The following is a 26,996-nucleotide window of genomic DNA, read 5'->3' as shown; positions in this document are numbered from 1 at the left end:
GGCTACTTCTTGAAGCCGTAGTCCATCAGCTTCTTCGCGTCGGCGGTGCGGTTCGCCTCGGAGGACGACGTCAGCACCGTGCCGATGACCGTCTTGCCCTTGCGGGTCGCGGCGAAGACCAGGCAGTACTTGGCGGTCGGGCCCGACCCGGTCTTGACGCCGACGGCACCGCTGTAGCTGCTGAGCAGCTTGTTGGTGTTGCTCCACGACATGTAGCGGTAGCCACCGCTCTTCGTGGTCACCTTCTGCTTCGTCGACTTGGTCTTGACGATCGAGCGGAACGTGGAGTTCTTCATCGCCTTGCTGGCGATCTTCGTCAGGTCACGCGGGGTCGAGTAGTTGTTGCCGCCCCCTATGCCGTCGAACGAGTCGAAGCGGGTGTTCTTCAGCTTGAGGCTCTTCGCCGTGGCGTTCATCTTGCCGATGAACGACTTCACGCGGGCCGCACGGGTCTTGCCGGAGCCGAACTTGTCGGCAAGCGCGTACGCGGCGTCGCAGCCGGAGGGGAGCATCAGGCCGTAGAGGAGCTGGCCCACGGTGGGCTTGTCGCCGACGATGAGCCGGGCGGACGAGGCGTTCTTCTTGACGATGTAGTCGCTGTACGCCTTCTGGACCGTGACCTTGGATTTCAGGTTCACGTTCTTCTGCGACAGGACCACCAGCGCCGTCATGATCTTGGTGGTGGAGCCCGTGGCACGCCGGGTGTCCGCGGACTTGGTGAAGAGGGTCTTGCCGGTGCCGTTGTTCATCACGAAGCCGCCCTTGGCGACGATCTTCGGAGTCGGCGGCGTGGCGGCGTGCGCCGTGGAGGCGAAGGCGCTGCCCGCGAGCACCGCACCGGCGGTGAGCGTCACGGTGGCCGTGACGGTGACGCGATTGATGCGCTTGATGCCGATATTCAACTGAACGCTCCAAATGCCCCTGATATGCGGCCACATAAGGGTGCCGCTCGGAGGTGAGACTCCTGAGAGCGGGCAATGGATGTGTTACTGATCGGGTGAATTTGCGCAGGCTTGACCATGAGCTGTCGGGGCGCAGCAGCCCTTGCCTCGCCAGGCCTCGCTCCCCTCCTTGACGGCGAGGCCGGCGATGGCGAGGGCGGCGACCGGGTCGGCCCAGGTCCAGCCGAGCGTGGCGTTGAGGAGCAGTCCGACCAGCAGGACGGCCGACAGGTACGTGCACAGCAGGGTCTGCTTGGAGTCCGCGACGGCGGAGGCGGATCCGATCTCGCGTCCCGCCCGCCGCTGGGCGGCCGACAGGAACGGCATGACCGCCAGCGAGAGCGCGGCGATGACGATGCCAAGGGGGGACGGTTCGGCCTCGCCGGTCCCGGCCAGCGTCCGGACCGCGTCGACGGCTACGTACGCGGCGAGCGCGAAGAAAGATACGGAGATGATCCGGAGGGTGGTCCTTTCCCTGCTCTCGCGCACCGCGTGCTCCCGGGCGGAGAACTGCCAGGCCACGGCGGCGGCGGAGGAGACCTCGATGACGGAGTCCAGGCCGAAGCCGATCAGGGCGCTGGAGGAGGCCATCGTTCCGGCGGTGAGGGCCACCGCCGCCTCGATGACGTTGTAGGCGATGGTGACCGCGACCAGGAGCCGTATCCGGCGGGCGAGCGCGTCCCGGCGGGCCGGGGAGGGGCCGAGGGAGAGCGTGGTCATCAGCAGCAGCCCTTCGTCTCCGCGTCCGGGCAGGTGCGGTCCGACTCGACGGCCACCACTGCGGAACGCAGGTCGTCCAGGGCGCTGCCGAGGCGTTCGTCGGCCAGTTCGTAGCGCGTCCGGCGGCCGTCCGGCACGGTGACGACGAGGCCGCAGTCGCGCAGGCAGGCCAGGTGGTTGGAGAGCCGGGTACGCGAGATGCCCAGGGCGTCGGCGAGGTCGGAGGGGTACGCCGGCGCCTCGCGGAGCGCGAGCAGCAGGCGGCAGCGGATCGGATCGGCGAGCGCGCGGCCGAACCGCGCGAGCACCTCGATGTCGGAAGCGGCGGTCAGCATGGGCTGACAGTACAGCGATCTCTGAATTCAGGGAAGTGTGAACTGTTGGCCTGGCTGGTGGAGTTCCTGCACGGCACAGCCGGATACCCTCCGTCAGGCGTAGGAGGAGAGGAGTTCGTCGAGCGTCCAGATCGTGGCCCGTGTTCCGGACGTACGGGCGAGCTACCGGTCCCGCTCGATGAGGATGTTGAGGTCACCGCAGCCGAGCTTGTTGCAGGCGTGCTCGATCAGGCTGCTTCCGGTGCTGCCGCCGTCCACCGGGGCCCGGAGATGGGCAGCGTCCCACTCGACCTCGTTGAGCACGCGCGGCGCGGGCAGCCGCACGCCGGTCCAGAATCCGGACGCCGCTCCTCATGCGTGCATGTTGTATCTATGATGTGCGCATGCCTGCCGCACCCTCCGCCCCCGTACAGCCGCCGACCGCCTCCCTCAAGCGCCCGCCCGCCGCCGAGCGCGTCTACACGCACATCAAGGAAGCCGTCCTCGACCGCCGCTACGAGGGCGGGACCCTGCTCACCGAAGGGGATCTCGCGGACGCGGTCGGCGTCTCGCGGACGCCGGTGCGCGAGGCGCTGCTGCGGCTGGAGGTCGAGGGGCTGATCAAGCTCTACCCGAAGAAGGGCGCCCTCGTGCTCGCCGTCTCCGCGCAGGAGATCAAGGACGTGGTGGAGACCCGGCTGCTGGTCGAGGAGTTCGCCGCGCGCAAGGTGGTGCCCGCTTCGCCGCAGTTGATCGCCCGGCTGGAACAGCTCCTGGAGGAGCAGCGGCAGTTGGCGGAGGCCGGGGACCTGGCCGCCGTGGCGGTCAAGGACCGCTGTTTCCACGCCGAGATCGTGAAGAACGCCGGCAACGAGATCCTCTCCCGCCTCTACGACCAGCTGCGCGACCGCCAGCTGCGGATGGGCGTCGCGGTGATGGAGGCCCACCCGGGCAGGATCGAGGCCAACATCACCGAGCACGGTGAGCTGCTGGACGCGATCCGCGCCGGGGACGCCGAAGGGGCGGCCCTGGTCGTGCGCCGTCATGTCGGCCGGGTGCGGGTGCTGGTGCGGGGTGAGGACCGGTGAGTTCGGCCGCCCCCACGCTCTCGCTGCCCGGTGACCCGCCCGGCGGCCGGCGTGCCGGCTGGATCTGGGGCATCGGTGTCGCCGTCTACTTCGTCGCGATCATCTTCCGTACGAGCCTGGGCGTCGCCGGACTCGACGCCGCCGACCGGTTCGAGGTCAACGCCTCCGCGCTCTCCACGTTCTCGATCCTCCAGCTCCTCGTCTACGCGGGCATGCAGATACCCGTCGGCCTGATGGTCGACCGGCTCGGCACCAAGAAGGTCCTCACCATCGGGGCCGTTCTCTTCACCGTCGGGCAGCTGAGCTTCGCGCTCTCCCCGTCGTACGGCATGGCGCTGGCGGCCCGCGCGCTGCTCGGCTGCGGCGACGCGATGACGTTCATCAGCGTGCTGCGGCTCGGCAGCCGCTGGTTCCCGGCCCGGCGCGGACCGCTGATCGGTCAGGTCGCGGCGCTGTTCGGGATGGCGGGCAACCTCGTCTCGACGCTGTTCATCGCGCGGGCGCTGCACAGCTACGGCTGGACCGCGACGTTCGTCGGCAGCTCGCTGGCCGGTGTCCTGGTGCTGGTGCCGCTCCTGCTGTTCCTCAGGGACCACCCCGAGGGCCACGAGCCGCCGCCCGCCGAGCACGCCGGGGCCGCGTACGTCCGCCGGCAGATCGCCGCTGCCTGGCGGGAGCCGGGGACCCGGCTCGGGATGTGGGTGCACTTCACCACCCAGTTCCCGGCGATGGTGTTCCTGCTGCTGTGGGGGATGCCGTTCCTGGTCGAGGCGCAGGGGCTGAGCCGGGCCACGGCGGGCACGCTGCTCACCCTGGTGGTGCTGTCCAACATGGTGGTGGGGCTCGTCTACGGGCAGATCATCGCCCGCCACCACGAGGCACGGGTCCCCATCGCGCTGGGCACGGTGGCCACGACGGCCCTGCTCTGGGCGTCCGCGATCTTCTACCCGGCCGACCACACGCCGATGTGGCTGCTGGTCGTCCTGTGCGTGGTGCTCGGCGCCTGCGGACCGGCCTCGATGGTCGGCTTCGACTTCGCCCGGCCGGCCAATCCGTCCGAGCGGCAGGGCACCGCCTCCGGAATCGTCAACATGGGCGGGTTCATCGCCTCGATGACCACCCTGTTCGCGGTCGGGGTCCTGCTGGACGCCACGGGCGACAACTACCGCGCCGCGTTCGCCTCGGTCTTCGTCCTGGAGGCGCTCGGCGTCACCCAGATCCTGCGGCTGCGCCGCCGGGCGGCGCTCAGGGAACGCGAGCACCACGTGGTGAGCCGCGTCGAGGCCGTGCACGTACCGGCTTAGCCGTCTCCTTCGTGCTCGGCGGCGCGCCCGTCGCCCATGGTCCGGGACGGGCGCCGCCGGGGCGCCGGGGCGGTGTTACGAGGTCACGGGGTCAGGTAGTCACGGCGTTACGAGGTCAGGTAGTCACGAGATCACGGGGTCACGGCGAAGTTTTCCAGGATCGCGGTGGCCAGCTCCTGGTCGCCCTCGACCTTGATCCGGTCGGCGACGGCCGTGTGGCGGACCCGGCCGCAGGCGAGCCGGACGTACGTCTCCCAGTCCACCGACAGCGTCACGGCGGGGCCGAGCGAGGGCGCGCCGTCCACGGAACCGCGGCCCTCCGCGTCGACCCGTACCGTCCGCAGGAACTCCACCGGCCCGTGCACGTCGAAGACGACCGCCGAGTTCGCGGGGGCGCCGGCCTTCTTGGCGACCACCTTCGGCAGTCCGGCGAGCAGCATGTCGCGGGTGATCAGGGCGCCGGGGGAGTCCAGGTTGCCGGGCTGCCCGAGCGTGGCGCGCAGGTCCTGCTCGTGCACCCAGACGTCGAAGGCCCGCAGGTTCAGCGCGGTTTCGAGGGTCTGCTCGGTGCCCAGCGGCGCGCGGACCTTGGTCTCGGGGCTGCGCGACTCGTTGCGGATCTGGCGGGCCCGGCGGATGAGGACGTACTCCAGCTCGGAGGTGATCTCCGGGGAGGTGTGGTGCCGCCGGACGTCGACCTGCATCTCCATGTAGCGGGCGAAGTCGCTCTGCACGTGGTAGAGGTCGCGCGGCAGGGTGTGGATCGGCCGGGGATCACCGAGCATCTCGCACTCCATGCCGATGACGTGCGACACGATGTCGCGCACCGACCATCCCGGGCAGGGCGTTCGGCGGTTCCACTCGCCCTCGGGGAGGGGCTTCACCAGCTCGGCTATCGCCTCGATGGAGTGGGTCGCGGCGTCGGTGTAGGGCTGGAGGCTGGGATGGACGGTCACGGGACCCCTCGTGCGGTTCTGCGGTGCATGGGCTGGAGAGCAGGAGTGCTGGCGGGCGGGCTGGCACTGACGGCGCTGTCGGCGAGCTGCGTGGGAGGTTCGACCGCCGGACCCACCGGCGGTGGGTCCAAGTTACGCTGCGAGCAGGCACCCCGGCAGTGCTTTGGTGTGACGATCGTAGGCCTGTGTTGACGGCTCGAATGCCAGGACGGTGGTAGTGTGCGCGCCTCTCTCATCCAGATCGCAGTGGACCCGGACGAATCCGTCGATGCCCGCAGAGCGCGAGCGGCCTCTTTGGTCGTCGCTCAGCGGGGCGCTGACCTGGTGGTTCTCCCTGAACTATGGCCGGTCGGGGCGTTCGCCTACACCGCCTTCGAGGCGGAGGCCGAGCCCCTGGAGGGCCCCACGCACGAGGTGATGGCGAAGGCCGCCGCCGAGGCCGGGACCTGGCTGCACGCCGGCTCCTTCGTCGAACGGGCGGACGACGGCACGCTTTACAACACCAGCCTGGTCTTCTCGCCCCAGGGTGAGCGCACGGCCGTCTACCGCAAGATCCACCGCTTCGGCTTCGACAAGGGCGAGGCGGTCATGATGGGCGCGGGCGAGGAGTTGGTGACCGTCGCCCTGCCCGACACCACCCTGGGCCTCGCCACCTGTTACGACCTGCGCTTCCCCGAGCAGTTCCGGGGGCTCGTCGACGCGGGCGCCGAGACGCTGGTCGTCGCGGCGGGCTGGCCCGAGCGCCGGCGCTCCCACTGGACGCTCCTGGCGCAGGCCCGGGCCGTGGAGAACCAGGCGTACGTGCTCGCCGTCGGGACGGCGGGCACCCACGGCGACATCCAGCAGGCCGGGCACAGCATCGTCGTCGACCCGTGGGGCGAGGTGCTGGCCCAGGCGGGCGCGGACGAGGAGGTCCTGACCGTCGAGCTGGACCCGGCGAAGGTGCACGAGACCCGGGAGCAGTTCCCGGCGCTGAAGGACCGCCGACTGGGGCTCGCGCCGCCGCTCTGAGGGCTGCCCGGTGCGGGTGCCCGACGCGGGCGGCCGACGCGGGCGGCGGGGAAGCCCTGTCTACAGTGAGCGCCATGAGCTCCATGGCTGAACAGGGCACCGCCGAACCGACGTTGCTCCGTGGGACGGCGATCTTCGCCGCCTCGGTCACGGTCGTCCTTTACCTCCTCGGCCTCCTCCTCGTGGGCTTCACGGTCAGCGAGGTCGGGTCGGGAACGAACTCGACGCCCATGCACCAGTGCGTGTACGCGCCCAACGTGCCGGAAGGCGCTCACGTGGAGACGCACGAGGTGAGTTACCTCCCGGTGCAGATCCTGTGCCACACGACCGACGGCCGGGTGTTCAACAGCGGGGTGGTCCCTTCCTGGCTCAACCCGACGCTCGCGGTCTTCTTCGCGGCCACCGTCGTCCTCACGGCGGCCGCCTTCGTCCAGGCGGACCGGCGGGCCGCCGCGCGACAGGCGGGATGAGCACCCCCGCCCCCGGCTCTCGGGGACCTTACGGCCCGTGCCCGACGTTTCACGTGAAACAACGAACACCCGTGCGCGGGCGGGCGCTCAGTCCTCGTTCTCCTTGTCCGACAGCACGATCACGCACATTGACACCGCGATGAGCAGCGCGGTGTCGGCGTCGTCCCGGACGACGTCGATGCCGTACGTGTCCCGGAGGGTCAGCCAGCGGCGCGAGATCTGGGCCAGCAGCTCGCCGTCGTACTCGATGGCGAACTCGCGGTCCAGGATCCTGCCGCTGACGTCCAGCTCCGTGCCGTCCACCAGCGTCACCCGGTAGTGGTTGCGGAGCAGTGACAGCCGCTTGCGCCTGACCTTGGCCAGCTCCTCGCCGCCCCGCTCGATGAGCATCGTGTCGCGCAGGCTGACCAGCTTCTGCCGCAGTTCGACCAGGACCCGGCCGTCGGCGTCCTTCAGCTCGAAGGTGTCGCGCAGCCGCATCGCCTTGCCGTCGACCAGGAAGACCTTGCGGCCCCCGTCGTCCTCGATCCAGTAGTCGTCGCCGATGGCGAACAGCCGCTCACGTACGAGAAGTCTCATGCGTCACAGGTTCCCCCGGGGTCCTGCGGAATGCGTGCAGGCGGTCAAGGTGTTGACTGGTGGCATGGCATCACGTGCACGCGTCCGCGCTCCCGAACTCATCGGCAAGGGCGGCTGGCTCAATACAGGCGACCGGCAGTACACCCTCGCTGACCTGCGGGGACGCATCGTCATCCTCGACTTCTGGACGTTCTGCTGTGTGAACTGTCTGCACGTCCTGGACGAGCTGCGCGAGCTGGAGGAGAAGCACCGCGACACCGTGGTGATCATCGGCGTCCACTCGCCGAAGTTCGTCCACGAGGCCGAGCACCGGGCCGTCGTCGACGCCGTCGAGCGCTACGAGGTCCACCACCCCGTCCTCGACGACCCCGAGCTGGCCACCTGGAAGCAGTACGCCGTACGCGCCTGGCCGACGCTCGTCGTGATCGACCCCGAGGGCTACGTCGTCGCCCAGCACGCGGGCGAGGGCCACGCGCACGCCATCGAGAAGCTCGTCGAGGAGCTGGAGGCCGAGCACGGGGCCAAGGGCACGCTCCGCCGCGGTGACGGCCCCTACGTGGCACCCGAGCCCGTCGCCACGCATCTGCGCTTCCCCGGCAAGGCGCTGCTCCTGCCGGACGGGGGCTTCCTGGTCTCCGACACCACCCGGCACCGCCTCGTCGAGCTGGACGCCGACGGCGAGACCGTGCGCCGCCACTTCGGCACGGGCGAACGCGGTCTGCGCGACGGCGGCCCGGACGAGGCCCGGTTCAGCGAACCGCAGGGGCTCGCCGTGCTCCCCGACGGCCGGGTCGCCGTCGCGGACACGGTCAACCACGCCCTCCGCGCCCTGGACCTCGCGACCGGCGTGACCAGCACCCTCGCCGGGACCGGCCGCCAGTGGTGGCAGGGGACGGCGACCAGCGGTCCGGCGCGCGAGGTGGACCTCTCCTCGCCGTGGGACGTCGCCTGGTTCGGCGACCGGCTGTGGATCGCCATGGCGGGCGTGCACCAGCTGTGGACGTACGACCCGGAGAGCGCGACCGTACGCGTCGCCGCCGGGACCACCAACGAGGGCCTGGTCGACGGGCCGGCCGCCGAGGCCTGGTTCGCCCAGCCGTCCGGACTCGCCGTCTCCGCCGACGGGGAGCGGCTCTGGGTCGCCGACTCGGAGACCTCCTCGCTGCGCTGGGTCGACCGCGACCAGCACGTCCGCACCGCCGTCGGCACCGGCCTCTTCGACTTCGGCCACCGCGACGGGGCCGCCGACCAGGCGCTCCTCCAGCATCCGCTCGGCGTGACCGCGCTGCCCGACGGGTCCGTCGCGATCAGCGACACGTACAACCACGCCCTGCGCCGGTACGACCCGGCCTCCGGCGAGGTCACCACCCTGGCCACCGACGTCCGCGAGCCCAGCGACGCGGTGCTGGTCGACGGCGATCTGGTCGTCGTCGAGTCGGCCCGCCACCGGCTGACCCGGCTCCGGCTGCCGGAGGAGGCGGTCCGGGTCACCGACCAGGCGCACCGCACCCAGCGGGCCGCGACCGAGATCGCCCCGGGCACCCTCCGCCTCGACGTCGTCTTCCAGGCGCCCGCGGGCCAGAAGCTGGACACCCGCTACGGCCCCTCGACCCGGCTGCTGGTCTCCGCGACCCCGCCCGAGCTGCTGGCGGAGGGCTCCGGCACGGGGGCGGACCTCGGGCGCGACCTGGTCCTCGCGGACGGGGTCACCGAGGGCGTGCTGCACGTCTCCGCGATGGCGGCGTCCTGCGACGACGACCCGGCCAACGAGTACCCGGCCTGCCATGTGCACCAACAGGACTGGGGCGTCCCCGTCCGCGTGACCGCCGAGGGAACGCCCCGGCTGCCGCTGGTGCTGGCGGGCATGGACGAGCAGGGCTGAGGCAGTCCCCCAGGCGGCCGCCATTCCGGCCGCCTCTGGGGTCCGGGCGGCCCGCCCGCTCTGCCTAGAAGTCGTCGGCGCCGTTGCGCAGCTCGGTGGTCCAGTAGCCCGTGGCCCACTTCTGCGGGTTGACGGAGAGGCCCTCGGCGGCGGGGGACCGCACGACCGCCATGCCGCCGCCGTTGGCCTTCAGCGTGACCGTGAACTCCTTCACCGTCTCGGTGCTCTCCTTCCGGCCGCCCTCGGACATGCGCACCGCGACATGGGCCGACTGGCCGGGCTCCAGGATCACCGGGGCCTCCGGCTTGCTCTTGGCGACGGGCGGGACGATGCCCCGCGCGTTGTCCAGGAAGTGGATGTGCGGGTACCCCTTCATCTCGCAGCCGGCGCCGGAGGTGTTCTTCGCGCTCAGTGTGAGGTGGGTGTACGGCGGGCCGTCCTGGCGCTCGGCGGTGATCGTCAGACCCTTCGCCGTGCAGAGGGGGGCGGAGGCCTTGGGGGCGGAGTCCTTGGCGGACGTGCCGCCGGTGGTTCCGGAGCCGTCGGAGCTCTGGGTGGTGCCCGCGGCCTGCGCGGTACCGGTGCCGCCGCCGGTGGAGCCCGTGGTGCCGGACTCCGCCGCGTCGTCGCCGGTCTTCCCGGACTCGGCGGCCGACGCGGCGACGGTCGCGGAGTCGCTGGTCGCCGGGCCCTCCGACCGGGTGCCGGTGCCGTCGTCACCGCAGGCGGTGAGCGTGAGAGCGAGAGCGGCCGTGGTCGCGGCGGCCAGGACGGTGGTGCGGTCGCGGAAGGTGCGCATGGAGGTTCCCCCGAGGTGACGGTGAGGCGGACGACCGGTCAAGACGCCCGCCCGTGAGCGGCTTACGGCAACGACTCTGCCCGCCGCCGCTCACGTAGCGCTGCTGTCCCACTGACGTCCTGCTGACGTCGGGCCCCGGGGCCGGAACTCCAGCTCGGGCCCCGGGGCCGGAACTCCAGCTCGGGCCCCCAGGGCCGGACTCCAGCTCGGGCCCCCCAGGGCCGGAACTCCGCTCAGTTCTCCTCGGCCAGCCGTCGCAGCGCCTCGTCGTGCCGCCGCCGGAACTCCGCCCGCCCGGACACCCGCAGCAGCGCCTCCAGGGCCCGTACGGCCCCCTCGTCGTAGCCGTCCCGCTCCGCCTCCTGTGCGGCCCGGTCCAGCAGCCGTACGCCGTCCTCCTCGTCGCCCAGCGCCAGTCGGGCCTCGCCGCAGACGGCCAGCAGCAGGGAGCGGCGCGCCGCCTCCTCGTGCTCGGGTCCCAGATCGAGCGCGGCCCGGGCACAGGAGAGGGCCTCCTCGGGGCGGTGCGCGGTGAGGTGCATCCGGGCGAGGTGCTGGAGCGCGAGCGTCTCTGTGTGCCGGTCGCCCTCCCGGCGGGCCAGTTCGGCGGCGCGCGCGCAGTTCTCCAGCGCGGTGGGCAGTTCGCCCAGTTCGGCCTGGACGACGGCCAGGTTGATCAGCGCCGTCGCCTCGCCCAGCGGGTCGTCGGCCTCCCGGGCGAGCGCGGGCGAGCGCTCCAGCAGCGCGGCGGCCTCGGCGGTGCGGCCCTCCTCCGTCAGCACCCAGCCCAGCAGGGTGCGCACCCTCGACTCCGCATACGCGTCCTTCTCCGCGCGTGCCGACTCCAGGGCCAGTTCCAGCAGCGGCGACCAGCCGTCCCGCGCCCGCCACACCATCTGCGGCCACTGGAGCAGAATGATCCGCCAGGCCCGGTCGTCGAGCCCCGCCTCCCGGGCCGCGACGGCGGTCAGCGCCAGGTCCTCGCGCTCGGTGGCCAGCCAGCGCATCGCCTCCGCACGGTCGGCGAAGTCCTGTACGGCGCTGGGCCGGCGGTAGTCCTCCGGGAGCACGAAACAGGGCTCGCCGCCGGGCTCCGCCGTGTCGGCGGCGGCCAGGGCGGTGGCGATGCAGTGGTCGAGCACCCCGATCAGGGCCTCGCGCGCGGACGCCGGGTCCAGGCTCCGGGCGTAGAGGCGCACCAGGTCGTGCAGGACCCAGCGCCCGGGGGCGGTCTCGGTGACGAGGTGGGCGGCGGCCAGTCGCTCCAGCGCCGCCCGCGCGGTGACCGGGTCCGTCCCCGCGAGCGCGGCCGCCGCGTACGGATCGTAATGGCCGCCCGGGTGGTGGCCGAGCCGCGCGAGCTGGTGGACGGCCCCGGGCGGCAGCTGCTGGACGGTGAGCCGCAGCGCGGCGGCGACCCCGGTGTCGTCCACGTCGAGATACGCCAGCCGACCGCGCTCGTCGGCCAGTTCCCCGGCGAGCGTGGCCAGCGTCCAGCCGGGCCGTCCCGCCAGGCGGGCCGCGGTGACGCGCAGGGCGAGGGGCAGTCCGCCGCACAGCTCGGAGAGCCGACGGGCCGCCACCGGTTCGGCGAGGACCCGCTCCTCCCCCAGCACGCCGGCGAGCAGCGCCGTGCCGTCGTCGGTCTCCAGGGTGTCGAGCGGGACCGGCCGGGCGGCGTCCGAGGCGATGAGCCCCTCCAGCCGGTGGCGGCTGGTGACCAGCGTGACGCAGTCGGCACCGCCCGGCAGCAGGGTCCTGACGGTGGCGGAGTCGCGCGCGTTGTCCAGGACCACCAGCAGCCCGCGCCGGGCGGTCAGCGACCGGAACAGGGCGGCGGCGGCCGGCACGGACTCCGGAACGCGGCGCGGGGAGACGCCGAGCGCGAGCAGGAACTCCCGCAGGACGTCGATGAGCGCGGGCTCCCCGGCCGTGCTGAACCCGCGCAGATCGGCGAAGAGCCGCCCGTCCGGGAAGAGCGCGGGGTTGCGGTGCGCCCACTGGAGGGCCAGCGCGGTCTTGCCGACCCCGGCAGGACCGGTGACCAGACAGACGGGCGCCTCGCCCGCCGCCGACCGGCTGAGCGCGGCCAGTTCGGCGGCGCGCCCGTGGAAGCCGCGGGGCGCGCGCGGCAGCAGATCGACGGGGTGCGGTTCGCCGCCGGGCGGCCCCCCGGCGCCGGTCCGGCCCCCGTCAACGGGTGGCCCGGCGACAGGGGAGGAACCGGCGGCGGGGGAGGAACCGACGGCAGGTGAGTGACCGGTGCCGGGTGAGGGGCCGACGGCCTCCGGGGGAGCGGTGGCCGGGGGCGGCCCGGGGGCGCCGCGCAGGATCAGCGCGTAGGCGTCGGCGAGCTCGTGCCCCGGGTCGATGCCCAGCTCGTCGGCGAGGAGCCGCCTCGTACGGTGGAAACGGTCCAGCGCCTCCGACTGACGCCCCGCCCGGAACAGCGCCAGCATCAGCTCCGCGGCCAGCGACTCGCGCAGCGGGTGCGCCGCCGTCTCCGCCGTCAACAGGGCGGCGGCCCGGTGGTGCTCCCCGAGCGCCCCGTACGCGCGGGACAGGTGCTCGACCGTCGCCAGCCGCGATTCCTCCAGGGCGTGCGCGGCCACCCGGAGCGGCGGCCCGGCGAACGCCCCGCTGAGCGCGGGGCCCTGCCACAGGGACAGGGCCTCCTTGAGCATCAGCACGGCGTCGGCGGGGCCGCGCTGCTCCCGTGCCAGCATCAGCAGTTCCTCGAACCGCTGCGAGTCCAGCAGCGTCTCCGGTGCCCGCAGCACGTACGCGTCGCCGAGGGTGGCCAGCTCCACTCCGTACGCCTCCGCGTCCGCGCCCGCCAGCAGGGCGCGCAGCCGGGAGACGTGCCCCTGGATGACGCCACGGGCCTGGGACGGCGGCTCGTCGTCCCACAGGCATTCCGTCAACCGCCCGATGGAGACGGGCGTGTTGGCGGACAGCAGCAGAGCGGCGAGCAGACTGCGCCGTTTGGCCGGCCCCAGCGGCAGGGGCCCGGTGAGCGTTTCGACGGAGACCGTGCCGAGCAGCCGGAACTCCACGGGCGGCTCCCCTTCCCGGCGCGACGCGCCCACGGTGGGGGCGCGGATCCGACCCAGAATATCGGGGATTCCGCAGGTCCCGCGCAGAGCCGGCCGAGCCGGTGACGGCTTTCGGCCGTCTCCCGGGCCGGCCGTCGTGCGGGCCGTCAGCGGTGGTACGGGCCGAGCTTCGTGCGGGCCGTCAGCGGTGGTACGGGCCGGCCGTCGGGCGGGCCCTCAGCGGTAGCGCTGTTCGTCGTCCGATACGACGGTGGTGGTGGTGGGCGGCACGACCATACGGCGGCGCCGCGCGATGCTCATGTAGACGAAGACCCCCACGAGGCCGACGAGCATCATGATCCAGCCGACCAGGTCGACGTTGACGGTGTCCATCTGCCAGTCGGTGGCGAACGCCAGGATCGCGCCCGCGCCGATCAGCAGAATGCATCCTCCGAGTCCCATGAATCACGCCTCCTCGACCGCCCGGTCAGTCCGGGCCGGTGTACGGGTCGCGTACCCGGCCCGGCAACAACCATGTGTGCGAGGGCGGTTGGGTGGGCGGGTCAGCCCGCGAGGAACGAGGTGAGCGCGTTCGCCAGCAGATACGGGTCGTCGGCGCCGCACAGCTCACGCGCGCTGTGCATCGAGAGGATCGCCACGCCGATGTCCACGGTCTGGATGCCGTGCCGGGCCGCGGTGATCGGTCCGATCGTGGTGCCGCAGGGCATCGCGTTGTTGGACACGAAGCTCTGCCACGGCACGCCCGCCTTCTCGCAGGCCGCGGCGAACACCGCACGGCCGCTGCCGTCGGTGGCGTAGCGCATGTTGACGTTGACCTTGAGGATCGGCCCGCCGTTGGCTACCGGGTGGTGCGTCGGGTCGTGCCGCTCCGCGTAGTTGGGGTGCACGGCGTGACCGGTGTCGGAGGAGAGGCAGACCGTGCCGGCGAAGGCGCGGGCGCGGTCCTCGTACGTGCCGCCGCGCGCGAACACCGAGCGCTCCAGCACCGAGCCCAGCAGCGGCCCGTCGGCCCCGGTGTCCGACTGGGAGCCGTTCTCCTCGTGGTCGAAGGCGGCGAGCACCGGGATGTACGGGATGTCGGCGTCGTCCTGCCCGGCGACGGCGGCCAGGGCGGCGGTCGCCGCGTGCACCGAGAGGAGGTTGTCCATCCGGGGCCCGGCCACCAGCTCCCGGTCCCGGCCCAGGTACGAGGGCGGCTCGATGGCGTGCGGCATCAGGTCCCAGCCGGTGACGTCCGCCGCGTCGACGCCCGCCTCCTCGGCGACGAAACGGATCAGGTCGCCCTCCTCGACCTCGCCGAGCCCCCAGATCGGCTGCATGTGCTTCTGCCGGTCGAGCTTGAGCCCCTCGGTGTTGGCCGACCGGTCCAGGTGCACGGCCAGCTGCGGCACCCGCAGCAGCGCTCGGTCGATGTTGACCAGCCGGTGGGTGCCGTCCCGCAGCGAGATCCGCCCGGCCAGGCCGAGGTCCCGGTCGAGCCAGGTGTTCAGCAGGGTGCCGCCGTAGACCTCGACGGCGATCTGGCGCCAGCCGTGCGCACCGGTGTCGGGCAGCGGCTTCACCCGCAGGTTCGGGGAGTCGGTGTGCGCCCCGGCGATCCGGAACGGGGTGTGCGCCTCGGCACCCTCCGGCACGTACCAGGCGACGATCGCCCCGCCCCGCAGCACGTACTTCCCGCCGGCCGACGCGTCCCAGGCGGCGGTCTCCTCGACCTGCCGGAAGCCGGCCTCCTCCAGCCGCGAGGCGGCGTTCGCCACGGCGTGGTACGGGGACGGACTGGCCGCCAGGAAGGACATCAGGTCATCGGTGTGCGCGCGGTCGAACCGGAGAGGGGAACTCATGTTCTTCACTGTAACGAGGACTCGGGGTCCGGTATCCGGTGACCGGGGAGATCCGTAGCCCTACAGCTCGTCGATCGCGGTCAGGTCGATGTCGATGTCGTACGGGGCGGAGAGCTTGAGCCGGTCGTGGTGGACGCCGGTGGAGACGTACGTCTTGTTGACCGGGTCGAGCTCGTAGGTGATGACCATGGGGCGGTCGTTCTCGCCGGCCATCTCGACGAGCCAGAAGTGCTGGATGCCGGCCGCCGCGTACTTGTGCGGCTTGGTGTCCCGGTCGCGGTCCTCGGAATCGGGGGAGACGACCTCGACGGCGAGCAGGACGTCTGCGGCCCGGTAGCGCGTCTGGAGCTGGTCGCCGTCCGCCTCCGCCGACACCACCACGAGGTCCGGTTCAGGGGCGTTTCGCCTGCCCAGGACGACCGCCATCTCCCGGCGCACGCGCAGATGGCCGGGGACATGGACGCGGAGCCCCTGCTCCAGCAGATACATCGCCAACGTGTGAAAGGCGCGCTGCGGACTCCTGAAAACCAGACTCCCGTCGATCAGCTGTGTGTGCGGTGGGAGGTCGAGCGTGAAGAATTCGTCCACGGTGTAGCCGTCCGCAGGCGGGACCGGCCACTTGGAGCCGTCCGGCTGGCGGTGCGGCGAGTCGGACAGTGCCTCGCCGGCGACCACGGTTTCTCCCATGAAAGGCATCCTGGCCCGTGCACTCAGCGTACCCAGCTGATACGACAGCGCCGCCACCCGAACGAATTCCGGGTGGCGGCGCGTGTTGACGAAACAGGCGAGCGATTCCTTAGAACGCGGCCTCGTCCAGCTCCATCAGCGAGTTGTCGATCGACTCGGCGAGCGCGCGCTCGGTCGAGACGCCCGGCAGGACGTTCGCGGCGAAGAACTTCGCGGCGGCGATCTTGCCCTGGTAGAAGGGGACGTCCTTGGCGGAGGCGGTCGGCAGCTTCTCGGCCGCCACGGCCGCGCCCTTGAGCAGCAGGTAGCCGACGACGACATCGCCGGAGGCCATCAGCAGGCGGGTCGTGTTGAGCCCGACCTTGTAGATGTTCTTGACGTCCTCGCCGGTCGCGGTGAGGTCGGTGATCATCGTGCCGACGATCGCCTCCAGGTCCACGGCGGCCTTGGCGAGCGAGTCCAGCGCCGGGGCCAGCTCCTCGTTGCCGTGGGCGCCCGCCAGGAACTTCTTGATCTCCTCGGAGAGCGTGTTGAGCGAGGCGCCCTGGTCGCGGACGATCTTCCGGAAGAAGAAGTCCTGGCCCTGGATCGCCGTGGTGCCCTCGTAGAGGGTGTCGATCTTGGCGTCCCGGATGTACTGCTCGACCGGGTACTCCTGGAGGTAGCCGGAGCCGCCGAAGGTCTGGAGCGACTGCGCGAGCTGCTCGTAGGACTTCTCGGAGCCGTAGCCCTTCACGATCGGCAGCAGCAGGTCGTTGAGGCCGTTGAGCGCCTTGGCGTCCTCGCCCGCGGCCTCCTGCTCCTGGATCGCGTCCTGGACGGAGGCGGTGTACAGCACGAGGGAACGCATGCCCTCGGCGTACGCCTTCTGCGTCATGAGCGAGCGGCGCACGTCGGGGTGGTGCGTGATGGTGACCTTGGGCGCCGTCTTGTCCATGAAGTTCGCCAGGTCGGGACCCTGGACGCGCTCCTTGGCGTACTCCAGCGCGTTCAGGTAGCCCGCGGAGAGGGCGGCGATGGCCTTCGTGCCGACCATCATGCGGGCGAACTCGATGATGCGGAACATCTGGCGGATGCCGTCGTGCTTGTCGCCGATCAGCCAGCCCTTGGCGGGGTGCTGGTCGCCGAAGGTCATCTCGCAGGTGTTGGAGGCCTTGAGGCCCATCTTGTGCTCGACGTTCGTCGCGTAGACGCCGTTGCGCTCGCCCAGCTCGCCGGTGGTCCAGTCGAAGTGGAACTTCGGGACCATGAAGAGCGAGAGGCCCTTGGTGCCGGGTCCGGCGCCCTCGGGGCGGGCCAGCACGTAGTGGATGATGTTCTCGGACATGTCGTGCTCGCCCGAGGTGATGAAGCGCTTCACACCCTCGATGTGCCAGGAGCCGTCCTCCTGCCGCACGGCCTTCGTCCGGCCGGCGCCGACGTCGGAGCCGGCGTCCGGCTCGGTCAGCACCATCGTCGAGCCCCACTGCTTCTCGACGGCGATCTCCGCGATCTTCTTCTGCTCGTCGTTGCCCTCGTCGAAGAGGATGCCGGCGAACGCCGGGCCGGAGGAGTACATCCACACGGCCGGGTTCGAGCCGAGCAGCAGCTCCGCGTAGCCCCAGATCAGGGAGCGGGGCGAGGTGGTGCCGCCGATCTCCTCGGGGAGGCCCAGGCGCCAGTACTCGGAGTCCATGAAGGCCTGGTACGACTTCTTGAAGCTCGCCGGGACCGGGGCGGTCTTCGTCTCCGGGTCGAAGACCGGCGGGTTGCGGTCGGCGTCCGCGTAGGACTCGGCGAGCTCGTTCTCCGCGAGGCGCGCGACCTCGTCCAGGATGCTCTTCGCGGTGTCGACGTCCATCTCACCGAACGGACCGGTGCCGTACACCTTGTCGCGCCCGAGGACCTCGAAGAGGTTGAACTCGATGTCGCGGAGATTCGACTTGTAGTGCCCCATGGGAAGGCTCCGTAATCAATAGCAGTGGCGCACAGCGCCCCGGGGAGTGATGCGGGTCGGGCGACAGGCAGGCGTAGGTCCATCAGCTGACCTCTCCGATGATGCTACCCGTCAGTAATAAGGCGCAACCCCTCAAGCCGTAGATGTGTCCGATTACTCTTTGCAGCATGTACGGCTACGACCAGAACCCTGGTGCTCAGCAGCAGATGGGTCAGATGGGCCAGATGGGCCAGATGGGTCAGATGGGCGGCGGCTACGGGGAGCAGCCGCTGTATCCCGAACCGTCGCCGCCCTCCCTGGCCGACGCGGTACGGGCCTTCACCACCGGCTCCCTCTCCGCCGAGGACTTCCAGCAGATCTTCGCCACGTCGAAGGTCTACTGCCCGCGCGGCGACAACCCGGGCTTCCTCGCGCTCCACAACACGCAGCAGCCGGTGATCCCGATGTTCACCACGCTGAAGGAGCTGCGACTGTACGCGGGCAAGGAGTCCAAGTACTTCGTGATCACCGGGGCCGAGGTGATCGACCTGCTGCCGACGGGGTACGGCTTCGTCCTGGACATGGAGGGTGATCACCGGATGGTCTTCGACGCCAAGGCCGTCGAGCAGATGGTCGACTTCGCGATGCGCCGTATGTACGGGTAGGCGCCTACGTGGCGGGGTGACCTCCGTGGCGGGGTGACCTTCAAGTGGGTCGCTGACCTGCTGTTTCGTTGTTCGGACGTGGGTCCGTGCCGAAAGCGGCGCGGGCCCTTTTCGCTGTCGGGGTCACGGGCGGGCCCATCGGTGTGGCCGCCCGGGAATGGGCGACGCCTTGCGGGATGTTCACCATTCAACTAAATTGATCGCAGAACACTCGCCCGGAGGTGGCTTCCATGCCCGCAGTGACCGTCGACAATCCGCTGACCCTGCCCAAGGTGACCGCTTCGGGTGACGCCGCGGCCCGTCCCGTGCTCACCGTCACGACCGCGCCGAGCGGCTTCGAGGGCGAGGGATTCCCTGTCCGCCGCGCGTTCGCGGGGATCAACTACCGGCACCTCGACCCGTTCATCATGATGGACCAGATGGGTGAGGTGGAGTACGGCGCGGGCGAGCCGAAGGGCACCCCCTGGCACCCGCACCGCGGCTTCGAGACGGTCACGTACCTGATCGACGGGACCTTCATCCACCAGGACTCCAACGGTGGCGGCGGCACCATCGAGAACGGCGACACCCAGTGGATGACCGCCGGGTCCGGCCTGCTGCACATCGAGGCCCCGCCGGAGTCGCTCGTCATGTCCGGCGGGCTCTTCCACGGCCTCCAGCTCTGGGTGAACCTGCCCAAGGCCGACAAGATGATGGCCCCGCGCTACCAGGACATCCGCGGCGGCGAGGTCCAGCTCCTCGCCTCCCCCGACGGCGGTGCGCTGCTCCGGGTCATCGCCGGTGAGCTCGACGGCCACGAGGGCCCCGGCATCACCCACACCCCGATCACGATGATCCACGCCACCGTCCGGCCCGGCGCCGAGGTGACCCTGCCGTGGCGCGAGGACTTCAACGGCCTCGCCTACGTCCTGGCCGGGCGCGGCACGGCCGGCGCGGAGCGCCGCCCCGTCGCGATGGGCCAGACCGCGGTGTTCGGCGCCGGCGGCTCGCTGACCGTCCGCGCGGACGAGCGGCAGGACGGCAACACCCCGGACCTGGAGGTCGTCCTCCTCGGCGGCCGCCCGATCCGGGAGCCGATGGCGCACTACGGGCCGTTCGTGATGAACAGTCAGGCCGAGCTGAAGCAGGCCTTCGAGGACTTCCAGGCCGGCCGCCTGGGCACGGTCCCCGCGGTCCACGGCATGTGACACCTCCCGCCGCTCCCGTCAGGTGACTCCCCGTCACCCGTACGGGGGCGGCGGACGGGCCGACCGCCGTGCCCCGTGATCGGGTGGGAGGGTGCCCGCACCCAAGCCCCTCCTCCCCGAGAGCGCCCGCCGCGCGGCCGCCTGGTGCGGTGTCGTCCTGCTCGTCGTGGGCGTCGCCGCCGTCGCGATCTGGCTGGTCGTCGTCCTCAAGACCGCGGTCACCCCGGTGCTGCTCGCCCTGCTCGGCACCGCGCTGCTCGGCCCCGTCCACCGGTGGCTCATCGACCGCAGGCTCAACCGGTCGCTGGCCGCGGGGCTGACCTGTGCGGCCCTGATCGCGGTGGTCGGGGGCGCCGGGTACATCGTCGCCACCGCTCTCGTCGACTCCGGCGCCCAGATCGTCGACTCGCTGAAGGACGCCGGCCAGTGGGTCGTGGACCATCTGGACATCGCGGGGGCCACGGACATCGACGACCTGGCCGACAACGCGAAGAACCTGGTCGAGAAGTTCGGGGCGAGCGCGGCGGGCGGTCTGCTCAGCGGCATCAGCCTGGTCGGTTCGCTGGTGGCGACCAGTGTGCTGGCCCTGCTGCTGACCTTCTTCTTCCTGCGCGATTCGGACCGGGCGGTCGATCTGGCCCACTCGGTGGCCCCGCGCGGCACCGGGGACCTGGTCGAGGCCATGGGGCGCCGGGCGTTCGAGGCCGTCGAGGGCTTCATGCGCGGCACCACGTTCATCGCCCTGATCGACGCCGTGTGCATCACGGTGGGCCTGCTGATCCTGGACGTCCCCGGGGCGGTGGGGCTCGGCGCGCTGGTGTTCGTCGGCGCGTACATCCCGTACCTCGGGGCGTTCCTCTCCGGCGCGGTGGCGGTGCTGGTCGCGCTGGCCGACCGGGGGTTCGTGATCGCCCTGTGGGTCCTGGGGGTGGTCCTCGCGGTCCAGGTGCTGGAGGGCCATGTGCTCCAGCCGATGATCCAGAGCCGTACGGTCCAGATGCACCCCGCCATGGTCATGATCGCGCTGACGGCGGGCGCGAGCGTGGCGGGCCTGCTCGGCATGCTGCTGGCCGTGCCGCTGTGCGCGGCGGCCTTCGGCGTCCTGGGGGAGCTGCGCAGAGGGTACGGGGCCGGTCCGGGTCCGGGCGGTGCCGGCCCGTCCGGCGGCGATCCCGGCCCTTCGGGCAGCCACCCCAGCCCGTCCGGCGTTTGAGGACGGAACCGTTACGGGGGTGAGCCCGAGTGCTCCGGAGGCCGGGGGCACGGGGCCCGTCCCGATCCGGGTCCGGCCACGGCGGGCGGTCCTCGTCGGCCGGAGGCGCTAGGCCGACAGGGCCTAGCTAGTAGCGCTTGACGGCGTTCGCCCCGCGCACCGACTGGAACAGGCTCAGCCCGATGAACACCCCGCCGACGACCATCAGGACGACGCCGACCTTCGTCAGGGTGACGACGGGGGTCTCCACGCCCTCCGTGAACAGCCGTAGGGCCAGACCCACAGCGAAGGTGATGACACCTTCCAGCAGATTCCTCGACGCCTTCTTCATGCGCGGCCACTCTCCTTCGAACGTGCGCCGGGGCGCCGTTGACGGGTCTTGACCAGCGTAGGAACGGAGCGTGCGCCCGTCCTCGCCCCGCAGGACGAAACAGGGGTACACCGTTCGACGGACCGGATTCCCCGGAGGGCGGGCCGACGCGCGCCGCCGGGCTGTGCGGGGCGCCCTATGCGTCGGGCCGTCGCGCGTTCTCCGCCGGCGCCTCGTACAGCTCGAACCAGATCGACTTCCCCTCCCCGCGCGGATCCACCCCCCACGCGTCCGCCAGCATCTCCATCAGCACCAGCCCCCGCCCGCTGGACGCCATCTCGCCCGGTCGCCTCTTGTGCGGCAGTTCGTCGCTGGCGTCGGCGACCTCGACGCGCAGCCGCCGCTTCCCGTGCTCACCGGAGATCTCCGCCACCATCAGCGCGTCCCCGTCGGTGTGGACGAGCACGTTGGTGGCCATCTCGGAGACCATCAGCACCGCCGAGTCGACCTGCTCGGGATCGCGCCAGTCGTGGAGCAGTTCGCGCACGAGCTGCCGGCCGACCGAGACCCGCTCGGGCTCGGCCTGCGCGATGGTCATGACGCTGCGGCGCGGCGGCGTCTCCCGGGCGGAGATGCTCTCGCGCCGCAGCACCAGGACCGCGATGTCGTCCTCCCGCCGGTCCGCGAGCGGCCCCGTCGTGTAGTGCGAGGTCGGCCCGTGCACGGCCTGGACCAGGGCGTCGGCCAGCTCTTCCAGGTCCTCGACGGGCTCCTCCAGGACCGGGCGCAGCCGGTCCCAGCCGGTGGCCATGTCGTGCCCGCCGGTCTCGATGAGACCGTCCGTGCAGAACATGATCGTCTCGCCGGGCTCCAGGACCACCCGGGTGGTGGGGTAGTCGGAGTCCGTCTCGATCCCGAGCGGCAGCCCGCCGGCCGTCTGCCGGATCACCGCGGTCCCGTCGGCGCTGATCACCACCGGGTCGGGGTGGCCCGCGCGGGCGATGTCCAGGGTCCCGGCCTCCGGGTCCACCTCCGCGTACAGGCAGGTCGCGAAGCGCGGCGTCGTCGGCTCCTCGACGCTCTCGTACGCGTCGGTGAGCCCGGACAGGAAGCGCGAGGCCCGGGCGAGCACCGCGTCCGGGCGGTGCCCCTCGGAGGCGTAGGCGCGCAGCGCGATGCGGAGCTGGCCCATCAGCCCGGCGGCCCGCACGTCATGACCCTGGACGTCGCCGATGACCAGGGCGATGCGGCCGTTGGGCAGCGGGATCATGTCGTACCAGTCGCCGCCCACCTGGAGCCCGCCGCCGGTCGGCACGTACCGCGCGGCCACCGTCATGCCGGGGATCCGCGGGCCCAGGGTCGGCATCATCGAGCGCTGGAGCCCCAGTGACAGCTCGCGTTCCGTCTCGGCCACCCCGGCGCGGGCCAGGGCCTGGGCGAGCATGCGGGCGACCGTCGAGAGCACCGCGCGCTCATCCGGGGAGAACGCCACCGGATGCCGGAACCCCGCCATCCAGGCGCCCATCGTGCGGCCGGAGGAGACCAGGGGCAGAAAGGCCCAGGACTGCCGTCCGAAGCGCCGGGCGAGCGGCCAGGTGGCCGGGTAGCGGCGGCGGTACTCGTCGGGGGAGGGGAGATAGATCGCCCGGCCCGTGCGGACGACCTCGGCGGCCGGGTAGTCCGTCTCCAGGGGCATGTCGGTGAAGGGCTCCTCGTCCTCCGAGCTGTGCCCGTGGTGCCCGATGATCGTCAGCCGCTCCCCGGCGGAGCCGAAGACCGCGAGGCCGTCCGGGGTGAAGCCGGGCATGGAGAGCGAACCGGCGACCCGCAGCACCTCCGCGGTGGACCGGGCCTCGGCCAGCGCCCGCCCGGCGTCCAGCAGGAACGCCTCCCGGGACCGGCGCCAGTCCCCGGTGATCGGCGTGTGGGCGGCGTCGGTGGAGCCGGGCCGCGCCTCGGCGACCTCCTGGAGCGTGCCGAAGAGGACGTAGCTGTCGGCGTCCCGGTCCGGCGGCACGACCGGTTTGGACCGGCTGCGCACGATACGGAGCACCCGGCCGCGCTCGTCCACGATCCGCAGCCGCGCCTCGGCGAGAGTGCCCTCGGCGACCGCGAGGTTCACCACCGCGTAGATCTCGTTCCAGTCGACCGGGTGGAAGCGGGAGCGCACCGTGGACTCCCGGTAGCTGCCCGGCTCGGCGGGCAGCCCGAGCAGCCGGGCCGCCTCCGCGTCGAGGGTGACCGTGCCGGCTGCGTTGTCCCAGCGCCACAGGCCCGTCGCGATCGCGGCCAGGACTTCCTCGGTGCGCATTGCCCCACTTTAGGAAGATGTGCTCGGCGGACGCCACCGAGGGGCCGCCACCTGCCCCGGGGGCCGACGGATACGGCGGCGTAAAGGGAAATGAAGCGTCCGGCCCCCGGGCGGTAGCCTGGGGAAGCTCAATCCACCCCCAACCGCGAAGACTGGATGAACGACGATGCATCGGTACAGGTCCCACACCTGCGGCGAGCTCCGCGCCTCTGACGTCGGCACCGACGTCCGGCTGAGCGGCTGGCTGCACAATCGCCGAGACCTGGGTGGCATCCTCTTCATCGATCTGCGCGACCACTACGGTCTGGTGCAGCTCGTCGCCCGCCCCGGCACCCCCGGCAACGAGGCCCTGGCGAAGCTCACCAAGGAGACCGTCGTCCGGATCGACGGCAAGGTCTCCGCGCGCGGAGCCGACAACGTCAACCCGGAGCTGCCGACCGGCGAGATCGAGATCGAGGTCACCGAGGTCGAGGTGCTCGGCGAGGCCGGCCCGCTGCCCTTCACGATCAACACCGAGGACGGCGTCAACGAGGAGCGGCGCCTGGAGTACCGCTTCCTCGACCTGCGCCGCGAGCGCATGCACCGCAACATCATGCTGCGCTCGGCCGTGATCGCCTCCATCCGCTCCAAGATGGTGGCCCTCGGCTTCAACGAGATGGCGACCCCGATCCTCACCGCGACCTCCCCCGAGGGCGCCCGTGACTTCGTCGTCCCGTCCCGGCTGAACCCCGGCAAGTTCTACGCGCTGCCGCAGGCCCCGCAGCAGTTCAAGCAGCTGCTGATGATCTCGGGCTTCGACCGCTACTTCCAGATCGCGCCCTGCTTCCGCGACGAGGACGCCCGCGCGGACCGCTCCCCGGGCGAGTTCTACCAGCTCGACGTCGAGATGTCCTTCGTCGAGCAGGAGGATGTCTTCCAGCCGATCGAGAAGCTGATGACCGAGCTCTTCACCGAGTTCGGCAACGGCCGCGAGGTCACCTCGCCGTTCCCGCGCATCCCGTTCCGTGAGTCGATGCTGAAGTACGGCAACGACAAGCCGGACCTGCGCGCCAAGCTGGAGCTCGTCGACATCTCGGACGTCTTCGCCGACTCCGGGTTCAAGGCGTTCGCCGGCAAGCACGTCCGCGCGCTGCCGGTCCCGGACACCGCTGGCCAGTCCCGGAAGTTCTTCGACGGCCTCGGCGAGTACGCCGTCGAGCACGGCGCCAAGGGCCTGGCCTGGGTGCGTGTGGGCGAGGACGGGACGCTGGCCGGACCGATCGCCAAGTTCCTCACCGAGACCGACGTCAAGACGCTCACCGAGCGCCTCTCTCTGGTCCCGGGCCACGCGATCTTCTTCGGCGCGGGCGAGTTCGACGAGGTCTCCAAGATCATGTCGGCGGTCCGGGTCGAGGCCGCCAAGCGCGCCGGCCACTTCGAGGAGGGCGTCTTCCGGTTCTGCTGGATCGTCGACTTCCCGATGTACGAGAAGGACGAGGAGACCGGGAAGATCGACTTCTCGCACAACCCCTTCTCGATGCCCCAGGGCGGCCTCGCCGACCTGGAGGAGAAGGACCCGCTCGACATTCTCGCCTGGCAGTACGACATCGTCTGCAACGGCATCGAGCTGTCCTCGGGAGCCATCCGTAACCACGAGCCCGAGCTGATGCTCAAGGCCTTCGAGATCGCCGGTTACGACCGCGAGACCGTCGAGCACGAGTTCGCGGGCATGCTCCGCGCGTTCCGTCTCGGCGCCCCGCCGCACGGCGGCATCGCCCCGGGCGTCGACCGCATCGTGATGCTCCTCGCCGACGAGCCCAACATCCGCGAGACGATCGCCTTCCCGCTCAACGGCAACGCCCAGGACCTGATGATGGGCGCCCCGACCGAGCTGGACGAGACCCGCCTGCGCGAGCTGAACATCCAGCTGCGCAAGCCGGTCGCCGCGAAGGGCGCGGGCGCGTCGGAGAAGCCCACGGAGAAGTAGCCCGCACGGCCCCGCTCCACGGATGTTTCACGTGAAACAGCCCCCGATCACCTGATCGGGGGCTGTTTCGTCGCAAGCGGCGGAGTGCCGGTCACGGCAGGGCTACGCGGTCAGGGCGACGCGGTACAGCCGGATGGCCCCGGTTCGGGTTCGGCCGGGCCGGGCCGGGCAAAGACTGGCACCGAGACACCCCTCTCACACCCCCTTGCCGCGTCGCGCCGTCCGCCGCCACCCGAGGAGCCCGCCACCGTGTCCGTCCCACGTCGCCCGCCCGCCCTGCTCGCCGCACCGCTCCTCGTCCTGGCCCTGCTGCTCGCCGGCTGCGCCTCCGGCTCCGCTCCCGCGAAGGCTCCCGTAGGGGCTCCGGGGCAGGGCGCCGCAGGCCCGGAGTCCGATGCCGCCTCCGTACGCCGGGCATCGCCCGGCCCGGAGCCCACGCCGAGCCCCGCCGAGATCCCCGGTCTGGGACCGGAGACCCTGGCCCAGGTCCCCGCCGAGGCACGGCAGGTGTTCGTCGTGACCGGCGAGGAGGCCGACTCCCACCAGGCAGACGCGGTCCTGTACAGCCGAGAGGGCCCGGCGAAGAGCTGGCAGCCGGTCCTGGGGCCCTGGCCGGCGCACAACGGCATGGAGGGCTGGACGGACCACCATGTGGCGGGCGACCGGAGGTCCCCCACGGGCGTCTACGCGCTCACCGACGCGGGCGGGCGGCTCCCCGACCCGGGAGCGCTGCTGCCGTACGACGAGCACCCCCGGTTCGCGGTGGACGGCGAGGGGTTCTTCGGAGAACCGCTGGAAGGCTCCTTCGACTACGTCGTCGCGATCAACTACAACCGCACGGCGGGCGTCAGCCCCCTGGACCGCACCCGCCCGCTCGGCCTCGAACGCGGCGGCGGCATCTGGATCCACGTCGACCACGGCGGTCCCACCCAGGGCTGTGTCTCCATCCCGGAGGAGCGTATGGCGGAGCTGCTGCGCACGCTGGACCCGGCGATGAACCCGGTGATCGTGATGGGGGACGCGGCGACTTTGGCGCGGTGATTGGGCGTACGGGCGGGGAGTGCATCCGTACGCTGGCGGTGTTTCCAGGTGGCCTGGCGACTCGGTGATCCCGCACAGGAAGAGGTCGTAGCGAACGTGATCGAGAGCCGCGTCCTGACACAGGACGTCTTCGAGGACCTGGCCCGTCACGCCAGGCGGGTCGAGGAGGCGCCGTGGCTGGAGTTCGTGCACGGGAAACTGAAGGTCAAGGCCCGGCCCGAAGGGAACCGCGGGCAGATCATCGCTTGGTTGACGCGCTTGTGCCTGCAGGGGTATCCGGACCGATGGCTCCACGCGTACCAGGGGCTACGGACCGAGACCGACGGCGAGGGCAACGCCCGCCCCGACGCTGTGCTCGCCCCCATCGACACGTTTGTCGGCCAGGGCGAATGGGCCAGCCCCGACGACGTCCTCATGGTCGTCGAGGTCACCTCGTACGACGAGGACACCGACCGTCGCGACCGCGTCGAGAAGCCGCGTGCGTACGCCGAGACCGGCATCCCCGTCTATCTGCTGATCGACCGGGACAGCTGCGAGGTGAAGGTCCACTCGGAGCCCGACGGCGTGCGTTACGAGCAGGTCGTGACGGTTCCGTACGGCAAGACCGTCACCCTTCCCGACCCGGTCGGGATCGAGCTGGACACCGAGCCGCTCAAGAACTGGACGCGCTGACCCGAAGCCGGAACGCGAGGAGCCCGGGACCGCTGTTCACGGTCCCGGGCTCCTCGCGCGTACGAACG

25 protein-coding genes are annotated in these 26,996 nt (G+C 71.4%); 11 read left to right on the top strand and 14 right to left on the bottom strand.

Annotation, left to right across the window (positions count from 1 at the left end; translation table 11 throughout):
* Positions 1 to 2 precede the first annotated feature (2 nt).
* From D581_RS0110805 to D581_RS1000000139555, 4 genes are all read right to left on the bottom strand, one after another.
* Positions 3 to 902, bottom strand: coding sequence for a D-alanyl-D-alanine carboxypeptidase family protein (locus D581_RS0110805; protein ID WP_018957246.1), 900 nt, complete (start codon positions 900 to 902; stop codon positions 3 to 5).
* An 84-nt stretch (positions 903 to 986) separates the two neighbouring features.
* Positions 987 to 1,661 carry a cation efflux transmembrane domain-containing protein gene (locus D581_RS0110800; RefSeq protein WP_018957245.1) on the bottom strand — a complete coding sequence of 225 codons (675 nt, stop codon included), beginning with the start codon at positions 1,659 to 1,661 and terminating at the stop codon, positions 987 to 989.
* Positions 1,661 to 1,996 (bottom strand): ArsR/SmtB family transcription factor, encoded by a 336-nt coding sequence (locus D581_RS0110795; RefSeq protein WP_018957244.1) that lies wholly within the window; start codon positions 1,994 to 1,996, stop codon positions 1,661 to 1,663. The genes D581_RS0110800 and D581_RS0110795 overlap by 1 nt, the downstream gene beginning before the upstream one ends.
* Positions 1,997 to 2,158: 162 nt before the next feature.
* Positions 2,159 to 2,320, bottom strand: coding sequence for a hypothetical protein (locus tag D581_RS1000000139555; protein WP_018957243.1), 162 nt, complete (start codon positions 2,318 to 2,320; stop codon positions 2,159 to 2,161).
* Between the two features lie 59 nt (positions 2,321 to 2,379).
* Here D581_RS1000000139555 and D581_RS0110785 point away from each other — a divergent pair, with 59 nt between their 5' ends.
* Together D581_RS0110785 and D581_RS0110780 are read left to right on the top strand one after the other, a co-directional pair.
* Complete coding sequence (locus D581_RS0110785; RefSeq protein WP_018957242.1) at positions 2,380 to 3,063, top strand: GntR family transcriptional regulator; 684 nt, start codon at positions 2,380 to 2,382, stop codon at positions 3,061 to 3,063.
* Complete coding sequence (locus tag D581_RS0110780; protein ID WP_018957241.1) at positions 3,060 to 4,367, top strand: MFS transporter; 1,308 nt, start codon at positions 3,060 to 3,062, stop codon at positions 4,365 to 4,367. Before D581_RS0110785 ends, D581_RS0110780 begins: the two co-directional genes overlap by 4 nt.
* 131 nt (positions 4,368 to 4,498) lie before the next feature.
* On the opposite strand, the gene D581_RS0110775 is transcribed toward D581_RS0110780, so the two are convergent.
* A complete protein-coding gene (locus D581_RS0110775) occupies positions 4,499 to 5,323 on the bottom strand; it encodes a maleylpyruvate isomerase family mycothiol-dependent enzyme (protein WP_018957240.1) in 825 nt (274 codons plus the stop codon).
* 219 nt (positions 5,324 to 5,542) lie between these two features.
* Here D581_RS0110775 and D581_RS0110770 point away from each other — a divergent pair, with 219 nt between their 5' ends.
* Together D581_RS0110770 and D581_RS0110765 are read left to right on the top strand one after the other, a co-directional pair.
* Positions 5,543 to 6,334 carry a carbon-nitrogen family hydrolase gene (locus D581_RS0110770; protein ID WP_026290401.1) on the top strand — a complete coding sequence of 264 codons (792 nt, stop codon included), beginning with the start codon at positions 5,543 to 5,545 and terminating at the stop codon, positions 6,332 to 6,334.
* A 74-nt stretch (positions 6,335 to 6,408) separates the two neighbouring features.
* Positions 6,409 to 6,804, top strand: coding sequence for a hypothetical protein (locus tag D581_RS0110765; protein ID WP_469223247.1), 396 nt, complete (start codon positions 6,409 to 6,411; stop codon positions 6,802 to 6,804).
* Positions 6,805 to 6,891: 87 nt separating this feature from the next.
* Here D581_RS0110765 and D581_RS0110760 read toward each other — a convergent pair whose 3' ends face one another.
* Positions 6,892 to 7,383 (bottom strand): LURP-one-related/scramblase family protein, encoded by a 492-nt coding sequence (locus D581_RS0110760; protein WP_018957237.1) that lies wholly within the window; start codon positions 7,381 to 7,383, stop codon positions 6,892 to 6,894.
* A 64-nt stretch (positions 7,384 to 7,447) separates the two neighbouring features.
* Here D581_RS0110760 and D581_RS0110755 point away from each other — a divergent pair, with 64 nt between their 5' ends.
* Positions 7,448 to 9,265: an NHL domain-containing thioredoxin family protein gene (locus D581_RS0110755; RefSeq protein WP_018957236.1), complete on the top strand. Its 1,818-nt coding sequence runs from the start codon at positions 7,448 to 7,450 to the stop codon at positions 9,263 to 9,265.
* Positions 9,266 to 9,329: 64 nt separating this feature from the next.
* Here the strand turns inward: D581_RS0110755 and D581_RS0110750 are convergent, their stop codons facing one another.
* From D581_RS0110750 to D581_RS0110725, 6 genes are all read right to left on the bottom strand, one after another.
* Positions 9,330 to 10,064, bottom strand: coding sequence for a DUF4232 domain-containing protein (locus tag D581_RS0110750; protein ID WP_018957235.1), 735 nt, complete (start codon positions 10,062 to 10,064; stop codon positions 9,330 to 9,332).
* 233 nt (positions 10,065 to 10,297) lie between these two features.
* Positions 10,298 to 13,120, bottom strand: coding sequence for a BTAD domain-containing putative transcriptional regulator (locus D581_RS0110745; RefSeq protein WP_018957234.1), 2,823 nt, complete (start codon positions 13,118 to 13,120; stop codon positions 10,298 to 10,300).
* A gap of 216 nt (positions 13,121 to 13,336) precedes the next feature.
* Complete coding sequence (locus D581_RS0110740; RefSeq protein WP_018957233.1) at positions 13,337 to 13,561, bottom strand: DUF6458 family protein; 225 nt, start codon at positions 13,559 to 13,561, stop codon at positions 13,337 to 13,339.
* A 101-nt stretch (positions 13,562 to 13,662) separates the two neighbouring features.
* Complete coding sequence (locus tag D581_RS0110735) at positions 13,663 to 14,961, bottom strand: M18 family aminopeptidase (protein ID WP_018957232.1); 1,299 nt, start codon at positions 14,959 to 14,961, stop codon at positions 13,663 to 13,665.
* Between the two features lie 60 nt (positions 14,962 to 15,021).
* On the bottom strand, positions 15,022 to 15,648 hold the full coding sequence (locus D581_RS0110730) for a Uma2 family endonuclease (protein ID WP_018957231.1): 627 nt from the start codon (positions 15,646 to 15,648) through the stop codon (positions 15,022 to 15,024).
* A 109-nt stretch (positions 15,649 to 15,757) separates the two neighbouring features.
* A complete protein-coding gene (locus D581_RS0110725; RefSeq protein WP_018957230.1) occupies positions 15,758 to 17,584 on the bottom strand; it encodes an acyl-CoA dehydrogenase in 1,827 nt (608 codons plus the stop codon).
* Between the two features lie 167 nt (positions 17,585 to 17,751).
* Here D581_RS0110725 and D581_RS0110720 point away from each other — a divergent pair, with 167 nt between their 5' ends.
* From D581_RS0110720 to D581_RS0110710, 3 genes are all read left to right on the top strand, one after another.
* A complete protein-coding gene (locus D581_RS0110720) occupies positions 17,752 to 18,228 on the top strand; it encodes an SseB family protein (RefSeq protein ID WP_018957229.1) in 477 nt (158 codons plus the stop codon).
* Between the two features lie 230 nt (positions 18,229 to 18,458).
* Entirely contained in the window at positions 18,459 to 19,415 is a 957-nt protein-coding gene (locus D581_RS0110715) for a pirin family protein (protein WP_018957228.1), read from the top strand.
* A gap of 91 nt (positions 19,416 to 19,506) precedes the next feature.
* Positions 19,507 to 20,628 (top strand): AI-2E family transporter, encoded by a 1,122-nt coding sequence (locus tag D581_RS0110710; RefSeq protein WP_018957227.1) that lies wholly within the window; start codon positions 19,507 to 19,509, stop codon positions 20,626 to 20,628.
* A gap of 127 nt (positions 20,629 to 20,755) precedes the next feature.
* On the opposite strand, the gene D581_RS0110705 is transcribed toward D581_RS0110710, so the two are convergent.
* Together D581_RS0110705 and D581_RS0110700 are read right to left on the bottom strand one after the other, a co-directional pair.
* Positions 20,756 to 20,959 carry a DUF5708 family protein gene (locus D581_RS0110705; RefSeq protein WP_018957226.1) on the bottom strand — a complete coding sequence of 68 codons (204 nt, stop codon included), beginning with the start codon at positions 20,957 to 20,959 and terminating at the stop codon, positions 20,756 to 20,758.
* A 175-nt stretch (positions 20,960 to 21,134) separates the two neighbouring features.
* The gene (locus D581_RS0110700) at positions 21,135 to 23,249 is read right to left on the bottom strand and encodes a SpoIIE family protein phosphatase (RefSeq protein ID WP_018957225.1); all 2,115 of its coding nucleotides are present in this window, start codon (positions 23,247 to 23,249) and stop codon (positions 21,135 to 21,137) included.
* A gap of 166 nt (positions 23,250 to 23,415) precedes the next feature.
* Between D581_RS0110700 and aspS the strand changes: the two genes are divergently transcribed.
* The 3 genes from aspS (at position 23,416) to D581_RS0110685 (ending at position 26,928) form a co-directional block, all read left to right on the top strand.
* Positions 23,416 to 25,215: an aspartate--tRNA ligase gene (aspS, locus tag D581_RS0110695; RefSeq protein WP_018957224.1), complete on the top strand. Its 1,800-nt coding sequence runs from the start codon at positions 23,416 to 23,418 to the stop codon at positions 25,213 to 25,215.
* A 249-nt stretch (positions 25,216 to 25,464) separates the two neighbouring features.
* Positions 25,465 to 26,256: a L,D-transpeptidase family protein gene (locus tag D581_RS0110690; RefSeq protein WP_018957223.1), complete on the top strand. Its 792-nt coding sequence runs from the start codon at positions 25,465 to 25,467 to the stop codon at positions 26,254 to 26,256.
* 96 nt (positions 26,257 to 26,352) lie between these two features.
* A complete protein-coding gene (locus D581_RS0110685) occupies positions 26,353 to 26,928 on the top strand; it encodes a Uma2 family endonuclease (RefSeq protein ID WP_018957222.1) in 576 nt (191 codons plus the stop codon).
* Positions 26,929 to 26,996: the final 68 nt, after the last annotated feature.

It is taken from the genome of Streptomyces sp. CNB091 (genome assembly GCF_000377965.1).
Note: the sequence above shows the minus strand (reverse complement) of the source record. Positions and strands in the feature narration are given on the sequence as shown.